At 40.1% G+C, this 21,295-nt stretch carries 14 protein-coding genes, 1 pseudogene and 2 riboswitches; of the genes and pseudogenes, 10 read left to right on the top strand and 5 right to left on the bottom strand.

Translation table 11 applies throughout. The annotated features are described in order from the left end of the window. Position 1: 1 nt before the first annotated feature. From moaE to moaA, 4 genes are all read right to left on the bottom strand, one after another. Positions 2-457 (bottom strand): molybdopterin synthase catalytic subunit MoaE, encoded by a 456-nt coding sequence (gene moaE / locus ACERCG_RS04640; protein ID WP_176808533.1) that lies wholly within the window; start codon positions 455-457, stop codon positions 2-4. A gap of 1 nt (position 458) precedes the next feature. Then, complete coding sequence (gene moaD, locus ACERCG_RS04635; RefSeq protein ID WP_373610897.1) at positions 459-704, bottom strand: molybdopterin synthase sulfur carrier subunit; 246 nt, start codon at positions 702-704, stop codon at positions 459-461. Beyond that, the gene (gene moaC, locus ACERCG_RS04630; RefSeq protein WP_373610896.1) at positions 697-1,173 is read right to left on the bottom strand and encodes a cyclic pyranopterin monophosphate synthase MoaC; all 477 of its coding nucleotides are present in this window, start codon (positions 1,171-1,173) and stop codon (positions 697-699) included. The genes moaD and moaC overlap by 8 nt, the downstream gene beginning before the upstream one ends. A 488-nt stretch (positions 1,174-1,661) precedes the next feature. Further along, positions 1,662-2,687 (bottom strand): GTP 3',8-cyclase MoaA, encoded by a 1,026-nt coding sequence (moaA, locus tag ACERCG_RS04625; RefSeq protein WP_373610895.1) that lies wholly within the window; start codon positions 2,685-2,687, stop codon positions 1,662-1,664. Next, positions 2,676-2,830, bottom strand: a riboswitch (molybdenum cofactor riboswitch). It overlaps the preceding gene by 12 nt. Before the next feature lie 160 nt (positions 2,831-2,990). Here moaA and ACERCG_RS04620 point away from each other — a divergent pair. From ACERCG_RS04620 to ACERCG_RS04595, 6 genes are all read left to right on the top strand, one after another. Further along, the gene (locus tag ACERCG_RS04620; RefSeq protein WP_373610894.1) at positions 2,991-4,730 is read left to right on the top strand and encodes a LuxR C-terminal-related transcriptional regulator; all 1,740 of its coding nucleotides are present in this window, start codon (positions 2,991-2,993) and stop codon (positions 4,728-4,730) included. 165 nt (positions 4,731-4,895) lie between these two features. Continuing rightward, positions 4,896-6,011, top strand: coding sequence for a NapC/NirT family cytochrome c (locus ACERCG_RS04615; RefSeq protein ID WP_373610893.1), 1,116 nt, complete (start codon positions 4,896-4,898; stop codon positions 6,009-6,011). Positions 6,012-6,015: 4 nt separating this feature from the next. After that, positions 6,016-6,202: riboswitch (molybdenum cofactor riboswitch) on the top strand. 18 nt (positions 6,203-6,220) lie between these two features. Further along, positions 6,221-8,707, top strand: a complete 2,487-nt coding sequence (torA, locus tag ACERCG_RS04610; RefSeq protein ID WP_373610892.1) for a trimethylamine-N-oxide reductase TorA — start codon at positions 6,221-6,223, stop codon at positions 8,705-8,707. 151 nt (positions 8,708-8,858) lie between these two features. After that, positions 8,859-9,047, top strand: coding sequence for a hypothetical protein (locus tag ACERCG_RS04605; protein WP_006253436.1), 189 nt, complete (start codon positions 8,859-8,861; stop codon positions 9,045-9,047). Then, positions 8,959-10,476 (top strand): site-specific DNA-methyltransferase, encoded by a 1,518-nt coding sequence (locus ACERCG_RS04600; protein ID WP_373610891.1) that lies wholly within the window; start codon positions 8,959-8,961, stop codon positions 10,474-10,476. Before ACERCG_RS04605 ends, ACERCG_RS04600 begins: the two co-directional genes overlap by 89 nt. 14 nt (positions 10,477-10,490) lie before the next feature. Next, a complete protein-coding gene (locus ACERCG_RS04595) occupies positions 10,491-13,124 on the top strand; it encodes a DEAD/DEAH box helicase (RefSeq protein WP_373610890.1) in 2,634 nt (877 codons plus the stop codon). A gap of 70 nt (positions 13,125-13,194) precedes the next feature. Here ACERCG_RS04595 and ACERCG_RS04590 read toward each other — a convergent pair whose 3' ends face one another. Next, positions 13,195-14,475: a citrate synthase gene (locus ACERCG_RS04590; RefSeq protein WP_373610889.1), complete on the bottom strand. Its 1,281-nt coding sequence runs from the start codon at positions 14,473-14,475 to the stop codon at positions 13,195-13,197. Between the two features lie 223 nt (positions 14,476-14,698). Here ACERCG_RS04590 and icd point away from each other — a divergent pair, with 223 nt between their 5' ends. The 4 genes and pseudogenes from icd to ACERCG_RS04570 all read left to right on the top strand — a co-directional run. Next, complete coding sequence (icd, locus tag ACERCG_RS04585; RefSeq protein WP_373610888.1) at positions 14,699-15,946, top strand: NADP-dependent isocitrate dehydrogenase; 1,248 nt, start codon at positions 14,699-14,701, stop codon at positions 15,944-15,946. Between the two features lie 19 nt (positions 15,947-15,965). Next, a complete protein-coding gene (gene acnB, locus ACERCG_RS04580; RefSeq protein WP_373611006.1) occupies positions 15,966-18,572 on the top strand; it encodes a bifunctional aconitate hydratase 2/2-methylisocitrate dehydratase in 2,607 nt (868 codons plus the stop codon). Positions 18,573-18,786: 214 nt separating this feature from the next. Continuing rightward, complete coding sequence (locus ACERCG_RS04575) at positions 18,787-21,135, top strand: molybdopterin guanine dinucleotide-containing S/N-oxide reductase (RefSeq protein WP_373610887.1); 2,349 nt, start codon at positions 18,787-18,789, stop codon at positions 21,133-21,135. 79 nt (positions 21,136-21,214) lie between these two features. Next, a pseudogene (locus tag ACERCG_RS04570) lies at positions 21,215-21,295 on the top strand (IS1595 family transposase); the annotation flags it as partial.

Below are 21,295 nucleotides of genomic sequence, written 5' to 3'. Positions count from 1 at the left end.
ATTATTGCCACTTTTGGACCGCTTGTTGATCGCTCTCACGTCCTTCAATCCAACGCTCGCCCTCTTGGGTTTGCTCACGCTTCCAAAAAGGTGCCTTGGTTTTGAGATAATCCATAATAAATTCATTAGCATGATAAGCATCGCCTCTGTGAGCAGAGCTTACACCCACTAACACAATCTCATCGCCTGTGTTGAGTTGTCCAATTCGGTGAATCACTGCAACACGTTGTAAATCCCAACGGTTTCGGGCTTCATCAACAATTTCTTGCAGGGCTTTTTTCGTCATTGCAGGGTAGTGCTCAAGAAATAAACCCGACACATTATCGCCTAAATTCATTTCACGCACTTTGCCGATAAAAAGCGTAGTTGCCCCAACACTATTGTATTCACTGAGCCAACGATAGATTTTGTTTTGGTCAAATTCAGCTTCTTGTACTTCAATCAATGTAGCGTGCATTTTAGCCCCCTGTTACAGGTGGGAAAAATGCCACTTCATCGCCATCTTTAATTGCTGTTTCAAGCGGGCAGATGGTTTGGTTGATTGCAACTAACAGTTTGCCTTTTTCTAACGCTAATTGCCATTTTTTACCTTGCTGGCTTAAATGTTCACGCAGTTCTTCTGCAGTCGCAAATGTTGGTTCAACCTCTAACATATCGGTTGCCACAAGCTCTCGCACTTGGGCGAAAAATAATACCTTAATCAACGCTAAAATCTCCCGATTTTCCACCGCTTTTACTCAGCAGTCTGACATTTTCAATTACCATATCTTTTTGTACCGCTTTGCACATATCATAAATTGTTAATGCTGCCACACTTGCTGCGGTGAGAGCTTCCATTTCCACGCCTGTTTTACCCGTTAGTTTACATAGGCTTTCAATACGCACTTGATTGGTTTCAGGTAAAGCTTCAAGCTGAACTTCGGCTTTAGAAAGTAATAACGGGTGGCAGAGTGGAATCAGCTCCCAAGTTCTCTTCGCTGCCTGAATACCGGCAATTCGAGCGGTTGCGAATACATCACCTTTGTGATGATTACCACTGACGATCATTTGTAATGTTTCGGCATTCATTCGCACAAAGGCTTCCGCACGGGCAATTCGTACGGTTTCTTGTTTCATTGAAACATCAACCATATTAGCTTCGCCATTTTGGTTGATATGGGTGAATGTTGTCATTTATTTTGTCTCTTTGAATTTGATTGAAAAATTAATATCGAGAGTTTTGCTTGTTACTTTTCTTTGCTTCGCCAAAGAAAAGTAACCAAAATAAAGGCGACCCCAGATTTTCCTTATTCCTTCGCTTATTGCTAACTTTTGGGACGAACTTTTCAAACTCGCCAACCTTGTTGGCTCAAACACGAAAAGTTGTCCTCAAAAGTTGACGCAACCGCTACAGAGGAAAATAGGGGGAGCAGGTGCACTATTTAAGATTTTTTACAAGTTTTCAGTGAAAAATAACCGCTTGTAACGCTCCAATTACTCCCTTCTGAACCGCCTGAGCGACTTTGAATTTGTAGGAAAAATTTAGTGTTTGAGCCAACGGAGTTGGCGAGTTTTAAATTTTTTCGTTAAACAAATTCAAATAAAGCAAAGGTAGCGGTGAAGTAGGGTGTGCTTTCTTTGGTTACTTTCTTTGCACAAGCAAAGAAAGTAACATAAAACTCTTAACCACCGATACTCGCCAAATTATTCCTAACCCCACTATCCCCGATATGCAAATAGTGGTGTTCTCGCTTGCCTTGTAAGGCAGATTTTAGCCGTGTTTCAAGCTGTAATTGTTGTTCATCGCTTGCCAGTAAATCACGAATATTAATCCCTTCTTCACCAAATAAGCACAGATGCAGTTTACCGAGGGCGGAAACACGCAAGCGGTTACAAGAGGCACAGAAATTTTTCTCGTAAGGCATAATTAAGCCGATTTCGCCTTTAAAATCAGGGTGAGAAAGCACTTTTGCCGGGCCGTCAGACATCGCTTTGGGTTGTAATTGCCAGCCTTCTTGTAATAAGCGGGTCATTACCGATTGCCCGGAGAGATGCTGAGCTTGAAAGAAAGTATCCATTTCGCCGGTTTCCATCAATTCAATAAACCGCATTTGAATCGGCTTGTCTTTTATCCAAGCGAGGAATTTATCCAATTCAGGGGCGGTATACTGCTTCATCAGCACCGCATTAACTTTAATTTTCTTGTAGCCAATTGCAAAGGCTTTATCAATACCGTTTAAAATCGATTGCAGCTTGTTTTCGCCCGTAATCAGTTGAAATTGGCGAGTATCTAAACTATCCACACTTACATTAATATCGGTAATGCCTGCCTGTTGCCAGAGTTCGACATCACGCTCCATTCGGTAGCCGTTAGTGGTTAAGGCAACTTTACGAATGCCGGTAGTTTGAGAGATAGTATGAGCAATTTCAACGAAATCTTTGCGGAGGGTAGGCTCTCCGCCTGTAATACGGATTTTCTCTGTACCTAGATTAGCAAAGGCTTTAGCGATGCGTTGAATTTCATCAACACTCAGAAATGTTTGCTTATGCGAAGGCGGTTTATAGCCATCAGGCAAGCAATAGTTACAACGGAAGTTGCAAACATCGGTAATAGATAGCCTTAAATAGGTATATTGACGCTGAAAACGATCAACAAGCCCAGAAACCATCTCATTACCCACGTTTTTAATTGGGATAATAGACTGCATTTGACACCTTTCTAAACACGAGAGGACAACCCATTTCTAAGTTATCCTTTGAACAGCAATGCTGTTACTGGCATAAGTTCCATATCAAAAATTTGTCTTTAATTTTTAGAGTTAGGAAATAATGCTCGGAGTCTTAAATAAAATTGGTTTTATTGTAGGGGGAGAATGCTGATTAAGCAAGGGGTATATAGTGGTATATTTTAATAGTAAGTTGTAACTAAATCAGGTTGGTTTGATTTATATCATTTTTTGGAATAGTTAATTTTGTTATTTTAGCGTGGCAATTTTTACTTAGGAAAAAGAATGGCTGAAAATAATCAATGGTCTTGCTTGATAAATAAGCAGGGCGAGATTCTAGAATGGGAAAATAAAGCAGGGGTAGCGTATTTAACGCAGTTAGAACAACTCTGCCTCTATGCTCGAGCATTTCTCTATTCAGAACAAACTTCATTATCTTTTTTCTATTGCTTGCCTACTCAGCATTGGCTAAAAGTTCTGTTCAAACGCCATCAAGATTTTGCACTAATACACGCAGAGCAGAGCAAATTACCGTTTGAACTCAGTAAACGAGAAATTGAGTTATTAACCTTAGTAAGTAGTGGACTTAGCAATGAAGAAATTGCAAATGAATTGAATATCAGTAAGCGCACTGTTGATAAACATATTGAAAATATTTTTTCTAAAACGAAAACTGAAAGTCGAACTTTACTGGCTGTTTTTGCCATAACCGAGCATTTAATCTGCTTGCCAACACCAGGTAAATTAGCACAATCTTTTCTTGCTACCTTTAAAATCGAACAACTCGCTTTGCAAATTGCAAACAAAAAACAACCGCTTGCAATGGATAAGCCTGCCGCTTTTTCGATTAATAATTATAGCCATCGTCCTATTATTTTTGGCGTACCTTATGTGGAGCAAGGTATTGGGCAAATTGATACCAAAGAGCTGTTAAATGGCACTCAACTTGCGGTAGAAAATATAAATCGACAAGGTGGTATTAATGGGCGAGAGGTGCAAATTGCTACAGCTGGTTTTTGTGTAGAAGATAAATCCAGCATTTTGAAGGCTTACAATGCGTTGTTAGATCAAGAAGTTGATGCGATTTCTACCGCCTATGCGTGTTATTTGCCTGAAATTCACGAACTGATTGCAACCGAAGGCATTCCCTATTTGCATATCGCTACTCATAGTGGTTCAAATAAACTTGCACAAAATTTGTCAAATAAGCGTATTGAGAATATGTTCCAAGTTTGTGCAAGCGATGTTACTTACAGTTTGGGGATTTTAAATTTTCTACAATATTACCGTTATTACTATGCCGATTTTGTGCAAAATAAAACGGTAATGATCGTGAGCGTAAAATGGCAAAAAGTGGATATTGGTATCGATAATTTAACGCACAATTTGCATAAACAAGGTTGGAATGTTGAATATATAGAACTAGAGCAAGATCCAACGATTTATCAACATTTGATGACGCAAATTCATAATGTCTCGCCATCGATTATTGTGCTTGCCTCTTATTTTGCAGAGGATATTGTTCATTTTTATCAAGCCTTTATTGAAAACCCTACTAATGCAATTATTTACAGTATTTACGCACCTTCTGCATTTTTACCGCACGAACAACCTTGTGAAGGGGTGTTGTGGAGTACTAATAGTGGACTAAGCGATAACTATCTAGGACGGCAATTTTGTCAATGTTATGAGCAGTTATTTGAACGAAAACCGACCTATTCACAAGCCAGCATTGCTTATGATCAAGCCAATATTTTAGCCAATGCTTGGAAGCAAAGTGTATCTCCTCGCCATTTTAAAGCGGTGTCAAATATTATTCGTCAGCAGCCACATTATGGCGTAAATGGCACTTATTATTTTAATACAGATAGCCAAATTGGTTTAACTTACCCAGAAACAAAAGACTTATCCATTAGCTTGCCACAGCTTATCTATCAAATTCAGCAAGGCAGAAGTGCAGTTATCGCGCCAGAGCTATTTGCAGATTCACAATTCGTATTACCAGCTTGGTTTTCTTATAAATGATATTGGGGGAGAGTTATCTCCTTTTTTTATTTGTTATTTTTTGCCTTAGATCAAACTTCATTAACTCTTTTGAGTTAATACGCATTTTTACTTATTGTTTATACCTCTAATTAATTAATAGAATGTTTTCGTCTTTAATTTTTAGCGTTTTTAGTGGGGGTAGTTATGTCTAAGATGAAAAAAATAGCGGCTTTTGTTGGCGTTATGGGGCTGGGGGCAATTTTATTGGGTGGTTCTCAATATGCAATGAAAGCTACAAACTCAACAGAATTTTGTGTCAGTTGCCATTCAATGACCCATCCGCAAGCGGAATGGGAAGGAAGCGTACACTTTTCCAATCGGAAAGGTATTCGTGCCGAATGTTCAGACTGCCACGTTCCACAAGATACCTTGCATTATGTAAAAGCAAAAGTAATAGCATTAAAAGATGTGTGGCACACTTTTGTGACTAACAAATTACCCGATCAGGAAGCGTATGAAGCTCATCGTCTGGAAATGGCTCAACGAGTGTGGGAAGAGATGAAAGCAAATGATTCTATGACTTGCAGAAGTTGCCATAGTTTTGATGCTATGGTGTTGTCAGATCAAAAAGAATCTGCTCAGAAGATGCACAAACTTGCACAAGAAACTAACCAAACTTGTATTGATTGCCATAAAGGTGTTGCTCATTTTATGCCAGATATTCAATTAGATAATGTCGCAGCAGCAGGGGAATTATCAAAACATGGTGCAGAATTTACTACCAGTGATAAAACGCTTTACACGCTTGCGATGACCACGGCTCAACTTCCACAAGGAGGAGAAATTCGGTTATTGCCTTATGCTGAATTACATCAGTGGAAAGAAGAAGGGGAGCAAGTAAAAGCGACAATTAAGGGCTGGCAACAAGAAGGAGCAGAATCTGTTGTATATATGGATTTAGGTAAACGCATTATGGTGGCGTTATTACCTGATGAGGCTCAAAGTAAAGTGAATATCGTAAACACGGTTTTTGATAATGTGACTAACTCGAATTGGAAAGAAATTAATGTTGAGATTATTGCGCCTAAAACTGCAGTAACCGCAAATATTATGGCATTAAATCAGTTTGGAGATAATTTGAATCAAACACATTGTAGTGGTTGCCATGCACCTATCGGAGCAGGTCATTACACGGCTAATCAGTGGATTGGGGTAGTAAATTCAATGAAAGATCGAACATCAATGTCTGCAGATGATGTCAGAGCGGTCACTATTTATTTACAACGTAACGCTAAAGATATTGCAGGTAGTTCACATTAATTTTTAACTTAGAGGATACCGAGCTTGTGAACCTAAGTCTCTATGTGGGATATGGTAGCAAGCCGTAAAGATGCAAAACAAGCGGTCGTTTTTTGCGAAAATTTTGCAAAAAGATCTAGCAACTTTACCAATGGATAAGCGAGAAATGGTTTATCCACTCGACTTCAGAAAGGTGTCTATTTTTAACTTAACTTCAAATGAGGTTTATTATGAAAAAGCAAGACAATATTGACGTAAGTCGTCGTGGTTTTCTAAAAAAATCATCACTTAGCTTAGCTGCCGGTGCAGGTTTTTCAACCGGTACCACAGGGGTAGTGGGTGCATTAGCATCAACCAGTGCAAAAGCTGCTGAAATGAATGCGGTTCTAACTGCCGCTCACTGGGGACCATTAGCCGTTGTGGTTGAGAACGGAAAAGTGGTTAAATCTGATTCGGCTATTGATATTTCTGTGCCAAATGAACTGCAGCACGTTGTGGCAGATCAAGTTCACGGCGAAGCTCGTGTGAAATATCCGATGGTGCGTAAAGGCTACTTAGAAGGTAATAAAGATACAACCTTACGTGGACGTGATGAATGGGTTCGAGTTTCTTGGGAGAAAGCCTTTGAATTAGTTCACGGAGGAATAAAATCAGCCCGTGATACGCACGGTGCAACCAGTATTTTTGCAGGCTCTTATGGTTGGTATAGCTCAGGCTCATTACACGCAGCACGTACATTATTACATCGCTATATGAACTTAACCGGCGGTTTTGTTGGGGTAAAAGGCGATTATTCGACCGGTGCAGCTCAAGTTATTATGCCACACGTACTTGGTACTATTGAGGTTTATGAGCAACAAACCAGCTGGGAAGTTTTACTTGAAAGTAGCGATATTATCGTGCTTTGGTCAGCAAACCCATTAACAACGCTACGTAATGCGTGGACATCAACCGATCAACAAGGTATTGAATACTTCAAAAAATTTAAAGAAACAGGTAAACGTATTATCTGTATTACGCCTGAACGTAATGAATCTGCTGAATATCTAAATGCAGAGTGGATACCAGTAAATACAGGCACTGACGTTGCATTAATGTTAGGTGTTGCACATACTTTAGTGAGTGAGGATAAGCACGACAAAGAATTCTTGAAAAAATACACTACGGGTTATGATAAATTCGAAGAATACCTTTTAGGAAAAAGTGATAATCAGCCAAAAGATGCAGAATGGGCAGCGAAAATTTGCGGTGTGCCGGCAGAGAAAATTAAACAATTATCCGCTGATTTCTCCTCTAAACGTACGATATTAATGGGTGGTTGGGGTATGCAACGCCAACGTCACGGTGAACAAACTCACTGGATGTTAGTTACTCTAGCTTCAATGTTAGGACAAATCGGATTACCGGGAGGCGGTTTTGGGTTAAGTTACCATTATGCAAATGGTGGTGTGCCAACGGCAACCGGTGGCATTGTTGGTGCAATATCGGCAAATGCTAGTGGAGATGTGGGAGAGAAAACGTGGTTAGATGATACTTCAAAAGCTTCTTTCCCATTAGCCCGTATTTCCGATGCGTTACTGAATCCGGGTAAAACCATTCAATACAACGGAACAGAAATTACTTATCCGGATATCAAAGTCATTTACTGGGCAGGTGGTAATCCATTAGTTCATCATCAAGATACGAATACGATGGTAAAAGCGTGGCAAAAACCAGATTTAATCATAGTGAACGAATGTTATTGGACACCAACTGCTCGTATGGCAGATATTTTATTACCAGCCACAACGAGTTACGAACGTAATGACTTAACAATGTCGGGCGACTATTCAATGATGAATATTTTCCCAATGAAACAGGTGGTTGAACCACAATTTGAAGCGAAAAGCGATTATGATATTTTTGCGGAGCTTTCTAAACGTGCGGGTGTAGAAGATAAATTTACCGAAGGTAAATCGGAAATGGATTGGCTCAAGGGCTTCTACCAATCCGCCTTTGACGCAGCTCGTAAAAACCGAGTGATTATGCCGAATTTCGATAAATTCTGGACAGAAAATAAACCTGTCACCTTTAAAGTTAGTGATAAAGCGAAAAAATGGGTACGTTATGAAGAATTCCGTAACGATCCATTACTCAACCCACTTGGCACACCATCAGGTAAAATTGAGATCTTCTCCGATGTTATTGCTAAAATGAATTACGATGACTGTAAAGGGCATCCAACTTGGATGGAACCGGAAGAGTATGCAGGTAATGTAACCGCTGAAGCACCGTTGGCTTTAGTTACACCGCACCCATACTACCGTTTACACAGTCAGCTGGCTCATACCTCTCTGCGTAGTAAATATACGGTAAAAGATCGTGAACCTGTCTTAATTCACAAAGAGGATGCAGCCGCTCGTGGCATTGCTGATGGTGATATTGTGCGAGTATTTAACGCTCGTGGTCAGATTCTCGCTGGAGCAGTAGTAACTGATGGCATTATCAAAGGAACAGTTGCTATTCACGAAGGGGCTTGGTATGACCCAGCAGACGCAGGTCAAAGCGACAAACCATTATGTAAGTTTGGCTGCCCTAATGTATTAACCCGTGATGAAGGCACATCAAAACTAGCACAAGGTAACTCTCCAAATACGGCGATAGTACAAGTTGAGAAGTTTACCGGTAAAGCGCCGGAAGTAACTGTCTTTAAAGAGCCTAAATATACAGAGGCTTAACGGCAAATAGTGACAAAACAAAAGCACAGAGTAAACTCTGTGCTTTTTTCTTACAAGCGGTTATAATTATTCAATTTTTTGCAAAATTTTCTATTTTTTTAACCGCTTGTTACAGTTACAATAATGCATTTTTATCTTTCAGGTGCATTTTATGACAACCCTTACTTGGTACGGCAAAGAAGAAGCCGTAAAAAAAGCCAAACAAACCCCATATTGTCTATTGCGTGAGTTGCCGGATTTTTCGCATAATATTGCCCGACAGCCGACAGCCGACAGCCGACAGCCGACAGCCGACAGCCGACAGCCGACAGCCGACAGCCGACAGCTCAGCTTCTGCTGAAACCTTATCTGATGTCAAGCAAAATTTAATTATTCAAGGCGATAATTTATCAGCCCTAAAATCCCTTTTGCCCTTTTATGCCGGGCAAGTCAAATGTATTTTTATTGATCCTCCCTATAATACAAAATCTGCATTTACCCACTACGATGATAATTTAGAGCATTCCGTTTGGCTTTCAATGATGTATCCACGTCTTGAAATTCTGCGAGAGTTACTTGCCGAAGATGGTTCAATTTGGATCACGCTTGATGATAACGAAAGCCACTATTTGAAAATTATGCTTGATGAAATTTTCGGGCGGAAGAATTTTGTGGCGAATGTGGTATGGCAACATAGTATTCAAGGAAAAAATGACTCTAAATTATTATCTATCCATCATAACCAATTATTAGTGTTCAGAAAAAGCGACAGTTTTCGACGTAATCTATTGCCAAGACAAGAGGAGCATAATATTAATTATAAAAATCCAGATAATGATCCTAGAGGAGCTTGGCGTTCAGGAGATTTTAGAAGTCCCAATTTAAGAGAAAATTTACGTTATGATATTGTTACACCTAATGGAAATACTATATCGCCTCCAGAAAAAGGTTGGCGTTGGAGTAAAGATACATTTTTTGAAAAAGTTAAAACAGGTGAAATTTCTTTCATTGAAAATGAAACAAAAGTTTTAAGAAAGATTTATTTGTCAGAACAAGAAGGAAGAATTCCTGAGACAATCTGGTTTGGTAAAGAAGTGGGAACAACAAGAGATGCAAATAATGAAATAAAAAATATTTTTAATTCAGCATTCTTTGAAACCCCTAAGCCAGAACTCTTAATTCAACGTGTTTTGCAGATAGCCACATCAGAAAATGATCTTGTTCTCGATAGCTTTCTTGGCTCAGGTACAACTGCAGCAGTTGCTCATAAAATGAACCGTCGTTATATCGGTATTGAGATTGGCGAACATGCTAAAACCCATGTTGTCCCAAGGTTGAAAAAAGTAATTGAAGGTGAGCAAGGCGGTATTTCAAAAGCAGTAAATTGGCAAGGTGGCGGATCGTTTCGCTTTTGTGAGTTAGGCGAGGAAGTATTTGACGCATTCGGTTCACTTAATCCGAACATTCGTTTTGACGATTTAGCCGCCCATATTTGGTATTTAGAAAATCATTTCCCTTTGCAAAAAAACAGCGGAAAATCACCGCTTGTCGGCACTTTCAACGGCAAAGCCTACTATTTGTTATATAACGGAATTTTAGGTGATAAACGTCCGCAGAGTGGTAATGTTCTGACACGAAAATTAATGACGGAGTTACCATACTTTGCTGAATTTATTCAACAGGGAGTAGAGATTGTGATATATGGCGAAGCATGTCGTTTAGGAGAGGCACAGTTAGCTGAAAAGAAAATTACATTTAAACAGATTCCGTATGATGTAACAGCGCGTTAATAGTGGGAGAAAAAATGAAATTAAAAAATTACCAAAATGAAGCATTAAACCGTGTCAGCCACTATTTTCCGGCTTGCTTGCAATCTGATGCAAAAACCGCTTTTAGCCAAATCCAACCTGAATATAGTTACAAGATTCCAAGTGAGCACAGTAATTTGCGTGATGTGCCTTATGTTTGTGTACGAATTCCAACGGGTGGCGGTAAAACATTGTTAGCCTCGCATAGCATTGCCCGTATTGCAAAGCAATATTTGGATTGCGATTTCCCTGTTACTTTATGGCTAGTACCTTCTCGCACAATTAAAACCCAAACTGCAGAAGCGTTGAAAAATCCACAACACCCTTACCGTGCGGCACTTGATAAAACTTTTAACCGAGAAGTAATAGTTATTGAGTCTGAAGATTTTGATTTACTTCGCCCACAAGATTTCGGTAATAAGGCGATTGTAATTGTTTCTACCATTCAAAATTTTCGGGTAGAAAATCAAGATGGGCGAAAAATCTATGCTTTTAATGAAAAATTAACAGCTCATTTTGAGCGTTTACCACCCCATATTCAGGCAAATTTAGAAAAGATTTCCACTACTGATCTACAAGAGAACGGTTTAACCTCCAAACAAACGGGCAAAATTAAGTGTTCTTTTGCAAATTTGTTGCGAGCTTATCAACCTTTGGTCATTGTTGATGAAGCTCATAACGCTCGAACCTCACTCTCTTTTGATGTGTTATCTCAACTTTCCCCGGCGGCTATTTTAGAATTTACTGCTACACCAAACACGGATAGAAAAACAGGGAGTAATGTGTTGTATCACGTTTCGGCAAGTCATCTAAAATCAGAAGAGATGATCAAATTACCGATTGTGCTGACCGAACATCACAACTGGCAGCAAGCAATAGATGGCGCAGTAATTAACAGAGGAGCATTAGCACAAAAAGCACAGTATGAGAGCGATTATGTTCGTCCGCTTGTGTTGTTCCAAGCTGAGCCGAAAAACGGCAAAGTAACAGTAGAAGTCTTAAAACAGTATTTAATTGATGAATTAAAAATTGATGAAGAAGAGATTGCCATTGTTACGGGTAATCAGCACGAATTAGATAATATCGATTTATTTAATCCACAATGTAAGATCAATTACATCATCACGGTTGAGGCATTGAAAGAAGGGTGGGATTGCCCGTTTGCCTATATTTTTTGCTCGGTGCAAAATGTTTCCTCAAGTAAGGAAGCGGAGCAGTTGTTAGGGCGAGTATTGCGAATGCCTTATGCTAAACGCCGTCAAATTGAAGATTTAAACCGTGCTTATGCTCATCTTTCCTCTAAATCGTTCGGCGAAACGGCTCGTAATTTACAAGATAAATTGATTGGAATGGGGTTTGAAGCATTAGAAGTAGCTGAAATGCTCCGCATTCCACAACAAGAGAATTGGATTAGTGAGAATGAAGGGGATTTATTCTATACGCCGACAACAGTTTTAGCATTAACACAACTTCCTATAATGATGGATTTAAGCGAAGCAGAACGTTCTCAACTCAAAATTACCGAGCAAGAAGGTAGCATTTTAGTGCAAGTAAAAGGTAATTTAAGTGAAAAGTTAGAAAAAGCCTTGATCCAAACTGCAACCGGTAAGAAAAAAGAACAAATTGAGCAACAATTACAAATTCACCAAAATAGAGTTGAAATATTCGCTTCTCCTGCCGAAAAGGGTGAAATATTTAAAGTAATACCTCAACTTTGTATGAATATTCAAGGCGAGTTAGACTTAGCTGATTCACAAGTGCTATTAGATTACCAGAGTTGGAATTTATTGGATTACCCCGCCAAACTTGATGGCTTTAGATTACAAGAGAATAGCCAAAGTTTTGAAATTGATGTGGAAGATAAACGGGTTTCTTACCATTTTAATCAACAACTTAGCTTTTCTGATGATTGGCTGGAACTAACCGAGCAAGATTTTATCCGTTGGTTAGATAAACAAGTGCGTTTAACGGATATTCCTCAACCTATAATGTTAAGATTTTTGCAATTATTGATTTCAGATTTACTGAAAAATGTAGAAATCACTTTAACGCAGTTAGTTCAACATAAATTTGCATTGGCTCGGGCTATTTCAGATTTGATTAATCGTTATCGGGCTTTAGCTCAAAAAAATTGCTATCAACAAACGCTATTTGGTGATAATGAAGAAGTAGAAATCTGCCTAAATGAGCAGTATCAATTTAGTTTTACACCAGAAAAACTAGCACCACAACCGCCTTTTTATGTAGGACGTTACAAATTCAACAAACACTATTTTGCTCAAATTGAAGAGTTGAAAGCAAGTGGGGAAGAATTTGATTGTGCCGTTGCGATTGATTCATTGCCTCAAGTGAAATATTGGGTAAGAAATCCTGTAAAAAGAGGGTTTTCTTTACCATTAGCTCATCAGAATTTTTATCCTGATTTTATTGTAGAGCTTATTGATGGTCGAATTCTAATTGTGGAATATAAAGGGGAACAATTAAAAAGTAATGAAGATTCTAAAGAAAAAGCCTTAATTGGCAATCTTTGGGAGAAATTAAGTCAAGGAAAAGGCTTATTTATTATGGCTGTAAAAAGCGATGAAAATGGTCAAGATGTTAGAACACAGCTGCTAAATAAATTAGCCTAATTTGCAAATTTTATGCAAAATATAACCGCTTGTAGAAACAAGCGGTTTAATTTTTTCGATTTTTTGCAAGTTATGCTTTATCCATTGGTTCAAAATCACGTTTGGTTTCACCTGTGTAGATTTGGCGAGGGCGGACGATTTTGATATTGCCTTGTAGATACATTTCTTTCCAGTGTGCAATCCAACCAACGGTTCTTGCTAAAGCGAACATCACGGTAAACATTGAGGTCGGAATACCGATTGCTTTTAATACGATGCCTGAGTAGAAGTCCACGTTTGGATATAGTTTATGCTCAATGAAGTAAGGATCGCTTAATGCAATTTTTTCTAGCTCTAACGCAACTTCAAATAATGGATTATCGATGTTGAGCTCTTTTAATACTTCGTGGCAGGTTTCACGCATTACTTTGGCTCGTGGGTCGTAGTTTTTATATACACGGTGCCCGAAGCCCATTAAGCGGAATGGGTCGTTTTTATCTTTAGCACGGGCGATAAACTCAGGAATTCGATCAACTGTGCCGATTTCTTCTAACATATTGATACAGGCTTCATTTGCCCCACCGTGTGCCGGTCCCCAAAGCGAGGCAATACCTGCTGCGATACACGCAAATGGGTTTGCACCAGAAGATGCAGCGGTACGCACCGTTGAGGTAGAGGCATTTTGCTCGTGATCTGCGTGTAAGATGAAAATTCGGTCTAATGCACGTTCTAGTACAGGATTTACTTCGTAAGGTTCACAAGGGGTTGCAAACATCATATATAAGAAGTTGCCTGCATAAGATAAGTGGTTTTGTGGGAACATAAACGGCTGACCGATGGAATATTTATAACACATCGCAGCAAGGGTTGGGATTTTAGCTAACAAACGAATTGCGGTAAGTTCACGGTGGGCTTGGTTATTTACATCGATAGCATCGTGGTAGAAAGCGGCTAACGCACCACTTACCCCACACATTACCGCCATTGGGTGTGAATCTCGACGGAAACCGGAGAAGAATTTGGTTAGTTGTTCGTGTACTAAGGTGTGTTTTTTGATGAGTTGAACGAAGTCTTTGTATTCTTCTTTGGTAGGGCGTTCGCCGAATAAGAGCATATAGCTTACTTCTAAATAATCAGAGTCTTTTGCTAATTGATCGATTGGGTAGCCTCGATAGAGTAAAACACCTTCATCGCCATCTACATAGGTAATGTTAGATTCGCAAACGGCAGTTGAAACTAAGCCCGGATCGTAAGCAAATAGTTTATGCTTTAAAAAAGGTTGGATATCAACGTTTTGATACCCTAGTGACCCCTTTTTCATCTCGAGTTCAATTTTTTCGCCTGTTTCTAGCGTTAATGTTGCTGCTGACATATATACTCCTTTTTTATTTTAGGTTTGTAAATAAACTAGATGATTTTTAACAGAATAACAATATTTTTTTATAATTCATTTACAAAATGTGCGGTGGATCACAAATCTTAATGTAGAGAAGTTTCTCTTTATTTACATTTGCATATTTACTGTTTATAGTTGATTTGTTATTAAATCGTAAAAATTCATTTTTTGTCGTTATTTTCGATTTAAGGGGGAGAAAATGCAAACACAAGTCCAAATTCCACAAGGCGAAACCATTCAACTGAACCAAGACGGTTCACTCCAAGTTCCTGATCATCCTATTATTCCATTTATTGAAGGCGATGGCATCGGTGTTGATGTAACACCTGCGATGAAAGCGGTATTAGACGCTGCTGTTGAAAAAGCCTATCAAGGCAAGCGTAAAATTGCGTGGATGGAAATTTATGCAGGCGAAAAAGCAAACAAACTCTATGGCGAAAATACTTGGCTGCCTGATGAAACCTTAGAGCTTATTCGCCAATATCATGTTGCGATTAAAGGCCCATTAATGACACCAGTAGGTGGCGGTATTCGTTCTTTAAATGTGGCAATGCGTCAAGGTTTGGATTTATATAACTGCTTACGCCCAATTCGCTATTATGATGGCACACCAAGTCCTGTAAAACACCCTGAATTAATTGATATGGTGATTTTCCGTGAAAATTCGGAAGATATTTATGCAGGGGTAGAGTGGGTAGCTGGTTCGCCTGAAGCTAATAAAGTGATTGAATTCTTACAAAAAGAGATGGGTGTGAAGAAAATCCGCTTTACGGAAGATTGTGGTATCGGTATTAAACCTGTTTCTAAACAAGGTACACAACGCTTGGTGCGTGCAGCATTACAATATGTGATTGATAATAACCGCAAATCACTTACTCTTGTACATAAAGGTAACATTATGAAGTTTACCGAAGGGGCATTTAAAGAGTGGGGCTATCAAGTTGCAGAAGAATTTGGGGCAAAACTTATTGATAAAGGCCCTTGGATGAGCTTAACCAATCCAAAAACAGGCGAAGAAATCATTATTAAAGACAGCATTGCCGATGCGTTTTTACAAGAAATTTTATTACACCCAGCAGAGTATGATGTTATTGCAACCCTTAACTTAAATGGCGACTATATTTCTGATGCTTTAGCGGCTCAAGTGGGGGGAATTGGAATTTCTCCAGGGGCGAATATCGGTTATGAAGCGGCTATTTTTGAAGCTACTCACGGCACAGCACCAAAAATTGCAGGGCAGAATAAAGGTAATCCCGGTTCATTAATTTTAAGTGGTGAAATGATGTTACGCCATTTGGGTTGGGTTGAAGCGGCTGATTTAGTGGTAAAAGCAGTATCCAAAACCATTGCGGATAAAACAGTAACCTTTGATTTTGCTGAAATGTTAGAAGGTGCAACCTTACGTTCAACATCAGAGTTTGCACAAGACATTATTGCCAATATGTAAAGTTGGAGAGGGAATGATGATGGAAAATTTTATAGAAAATTATCAACAACAGGTTGATGAACGTGCGGCACTGGGTGTTGTGCCTCAGCCACTTTCTGCGGAACAAACGGCTCAACTGGTTGAATTATTGAAAAACCCACTGGCTGAACAAGCGGTCTTTTTATTGGATCTTTTTACCAATCGTATTCCGGCGGGGGTTGATGAAGCCGCTTATGTGAAAGCGGCATTCCTTGCCGATATTGTAAAAGGGGCAACGTCATCGCCGCTTATTTCGCCTGCTAATGCCGTAAAATTATTAGGCACAATGCAGGGTGGTTACAATATTGAAACCTTGTTACTCGCCTTAGATAAGCCAGAACTTGCTCCTATTGCCGTTGAAGCTTTATCTAAAACCTTATTGATGTTTGATAATTTCCACGATGTGAAAGAGCGTGCAGAACAAGGCAATGAATTTGCACAACAAGTATTAGAATCTTGGGCAAATGCGGATTGGTTTACCTCTCGCCCGAAACTGGCGGAAAAACTGACGGTTACGGTATTTAAGGTAACAGGCGAAACCAATACTGATGACCTTTCTCCAGCTCAAGATGCTTGGTCTCGTCCTGATATTCCTCTCCACGCTCAAGCAATGTTGAAAAATGAACGTGATGGTATTTTCCCTGATGAAAACGGACAGGTTGGCCCAATTAAACAGCTAGAAGCGTTGAAAGAAAAAGGCTTCCCACTAGCTTATGTGGGCGATGTGGTAGGCACGGGATCTTCTCGTAAATCTGCAACAAACTCGGTACTTTGGTTTATGGGAGACGATATTCCATACATTCCAAATAAACGTGCTGGCGGTGTGGTATTAGGCGGTAAAATTGCCCCAATTTTCTTTAATACTCTTGAAGATGCAGGTTCTTTGCCAATTGAGGTTGATGTTACCCAACTCAATATGGGAGATATAATCGACATCTATCCATATCAAGGCAAAATTTGTAAGCATAACTCTGATGAAGTGCTAGCGGAATTTGAGCTGAAAACGGAAGTATTGCTCGATGAAGTACGAGCTGGCGGACGTATTCCGCTAATTATTGGTCGTGGTTTAACCCACAAAGCCAGAGTAGCTCTCGGTTTGCCTGAAAGTGATGTTTTCATTAAACCTCAAGCGGTTTCTGATAGTGATAAAGGCTATACATTAGCACAAAAAATGGTAGGGCGAGCTTGTGGCGTGGAGGGGGTTCGTCCGGGTCAATACTGCGAACCAAGAATGACCTCTGTTGGCTCACAAGATACCACAGGCCCAATGACGAGAGATGAGTTAAAAGATTTAGCCTGTTTAGGCTTCTCTGCAGATTTGGTTATGCAATCATTCTGCCACACAGCAGCTTATCCAAAACCTGTTGATGTGGTAACGCACCATACTTTGCCTGATTTTATTATGAATCGTGGTGGTGTTTCACTTCGCCCTGGCGATGGCGTTATCCACTCTTGGTTAAACCGTATGTTATTGCCTGATACAGTAGGCACAGGCGGCGATTCGCATACTCGTTTCCCAATCGGTATTTCATTCCCTGCCGGTTCAGGCTTGGTTGCCTTTGCAGCCGCTACGGGCGTAATGCCGCTGGATATGCCGGAATCTGTTTTAGTGCGTTTTTCAGGCACAATGCAACCGGGCATTACCTTACGTGATTTAGTCCACGCTATTCCATATTATGCAATTCAGCAAGGCTTGCTGACTGTTGAGAAAAAAGGGAAGAAAAACATCTTCTCAGGGCGTATTCTTGAAATTGAGGGTTTAGAAGATCTGAAAATTGAACAGGCCTTTGAGCTTTCAGATGCTTCAGCAGAACGTTCAGCAGCGGCTTGTACCATCAAGCTAAATAAAGAGCCAATCATCGAGTATCTAAACTCTAACATTACGCTATTAAAATGGATGATTGCCGAAGGTTATGATGACAAACGCACCCTTGAACGCCGTATTGCTAATATGCAAGCGTGGTTGGATAACCCAGAGCTATTAGAAGCGGATGAAAATGCAGAATATGCGGCAATTATTGATATCAACCTAGATGAAATCAAAGAGCCGATTCTCTGTGCGCCTAATGATCCTGATGATGCTCGTCTGCTTTCAGAAGTGCAAGGTGATAAGATTGACGAAGTCTTTATCGGTTCTTGTATGACGAATATCGGGCACTTCCGTGCAGCAGGTAAATTGCTTGGTCAAGTGAAAGGGGAGTTACCGACTAAACTGTGGATTGCTCCACCAACCAAAATGGACGCTGCATTATTAACCGAAGAAGGCTATTACAGCATTTACGGCAAAAGTGGGGCAAGGGTTGAAATGCCGGGCTGCTCACTCTGTATGGGTAACCAAGCACGGGTTGCAAATAACGCTACAGTCGTTTCAACTTCTACCCGAAACTTCCCGAACCGTTTAGGGCAGGGGGCAAATGTGTACTTGGCCTCAGCGGAATTAGCCGCCGTTTCTGCCTTGTTAGGTAAGTTACCAACACCAGAAGAGTACTTAAACTATGTAAACGGATTACAGCAAGAGAAAGATGACATCTACCGCTATATGAACTTTGACCAAATCAATAGTTATGTGAAAAAAGCGGATAATGTGATTGTGCAAGTTGCCGTTTAATAGATGAACAAGCCCACCTTCTTAGGTGGGTTTCTTATTTGCAAATTTTCCATAAAAATTATTCACAATCCTTGTCAGGATTGTTCACAGCTTCGCAGCCGTTGTAAAGCCAACGTTCAAAAAGCAATGCTTTTTGTGGTCGCTTGTAGTTGCAACTTCACTCTTAATCTAGTAAATTCCATTCAATTTTGTATATTTAAAAGGCACGTATTAAATGAACACAGCATTAGAACAAGGCAAATTTATTTTTCTCGACAAACCAGAAAATACTATTACCACCGCTGCCCACTGGGGAGCATTAAATGTTACGGTTGAAAACGGTAGAGTAGTAAAATCAGAAGGTAGTTTAGTGAAAAACCATCAAAACGAATTACAAAATGTAGTCGCTGATCAGCTTTATAGCCCTGTGCGAGTGAAGTATCCGATGGTCAGAAAAGGCTACTTAGAAGGCAACAAAGACACCACTTTGCGTGGGTGTGATGAATGGGTACGTATTTCTTGGAATAAAGCCTTTGAGCTGGTTTCAAATGAAATTCAACGTGTACGCCAGCAATATGGCAGCGAGTCGATTTTCGGTGGTTCTTACGGCTGGTATAGTTGCGGCTCGTTACACGCCTCTCGTACGCTATTGCAACGTTATTTAAACGTAACAGGCGGTTTTATTAACAGCAAAGGGGATTATTCCACAGGTGCGGTACAAGTGATTATGCCTTATGTGTTAGGCAATATCGAAGTTTACGCCCAACAAACCAGCTGGCATACCATTGTAGAAAATACCGAATTATTAGTGATTTGGTCATCTAATCCGCTGAATACACTTCGCATTGCGTGGACATCAGCAGAGCCTGAAGGGATTGATTATCTGGCAAAAATCAAAGCCAGCAGCAAACGGATTATTTGTATCGACCCTGTAAAAAGCGAAACCTGCCAATTTTTAGAGGCAGAGTGGTTACCAATTAATACAGGCACTGACGTTGCGTTAATACTTGGTATTGCTCACACATTAATTAGCGGAAACAAGCAAGATAACGACTTTTTAGCGAAATATACCGTTGGTTTCGAGCAATTTTCCGATTATGTGTTAGGTAAAACCGATAATCAACCCAAAACGGCAGAATGGGCGAGCCAAATTTGTGGCATTCCAGCCAATACTATTCAAGAACTCGCTCACGCATTTGTGGCAAACCGTACAATGTTAATGTCGGGCTGGGGATTACAACGCTTACAACACGGCGAACAAAGCCATTGGGCATTAGTTACCCTAGCAGCAATGCTCGGGCAAATTGGCTTGCCGGGTGGTGGTTTTGGCTTAAATTATCGTTATTCAACTGATGGATTGAACGCCAATTCAGGCATTCGTTTAGGGGCAATAAATGCAGGCAAGCCAAACCCAAATATGCCGTTTTTCCCTGTGGCACGCATTGCTGATGCTTTGCTTAAGCCAAATCAGCCTTACGATTATAACGGGCAAACTTTAGTTTATCCTGATGTTAAATTGGTTTATTGGGCGGGTGGTAATCCGTTTGCTCATCACCCTGATACCAACTATTTGGTCAAAGCGTGGCAGCAGCCTGAAACGGTAATCGTGAACGAGTGCTATTGGACGCCAACCGCTCGAATGGCAGATATTGTGCTACCAGCTACCACAAGCTATGAGCGTAATGATTTGACCGTCGCAGGGGATTATGTGGTTAAGCATATTATTCCAATGAAACAAGTGGTTGAACCGCAATTTGAAGCGAAAAACGACTACGATATTTTTGCTGAACTAGCTAAACGAGCAGGCAAAGAGCTAGAATTTACCGAAGGTAAAAGCGAAATGGATTGGCTGAGAGAGTTCTACCAAATTGCCAACGATGCTGCGGAAAAAATCAATATGCCATTCCCAACCTTTGAGGCATTTTGGGCAGAAAACAAAGTATTAAGTTTTGAGGAAGAAAATCAAAACAATACTTTCGTTCGCTATCAAGATTATCGTGATGATCCAATTAAACATAAGCTTGCAACACCATCAGGCAAAATTGAGATTTTCTCTGAAACGGTGGCGAAGATGAACTATGATGACTGCAAAGGGCACCCAACGTGGTTTGAACATCACGAATATTCAGGCAAAACAAACGAAGCTGAACCCCTTGCGTTAGTTACCCCACATATTAAATACCGTTTGCACAGCCAATTAGCCTATTCTTCACTCCGCCAATACTACGAAGTGAACGGCAGAGAACCTGTGCTGATTAATACAAAAGATGCTACTGAACGAGGCATTACAAGCGGTGATATTGTGCGAATTTTTAACAAACGAGGGCAAGTGTTAGCAGGAGCAGTCGTTACCGATGGTATTATTCAAGGCACAGTTGCCTTATACGAAGGTGGCTGGTATGATCCGCAAGATTTAGGCAAAACCAAATCGCCATTATGTAAAAACGGCAACCCGAATGTACTCACTCGTAACGAAGGATCTTCCAAACTCGGGCAGGGTAATGCACCAAATACCACAACGGTGCAAGTGGAAAAGTTTATGGAGGAAGCACCTAAAGTAGTGATCTTTAACTCTCCTATCTAATAACCATGCTGTATGTGGCATTGAAAAACATATTAGATTTGGGGCTGTAGTAGATTAGCATCACTGCTATACTACAAAAATGAAGATAACCCATTGTAAATTAAAGAAATCTTTGCAGAAAAAGCTTCTTGAATTTTTTGTTGCTGAAGTGACCGCTAGA

Source organism: Mannheimia sp. E30BD (genome assembly GCF_041807785.1).
Lineage (GTDB): Bacteria > Pseudomonadota > Gammaproteobacteria > Enterobacterales > Pasteurellaceae > Mannheimia.
Note: the sequence above shows the minus strand (reverse complement) of the source record. Positions and strands in the feature narration are given on the sequence as shown.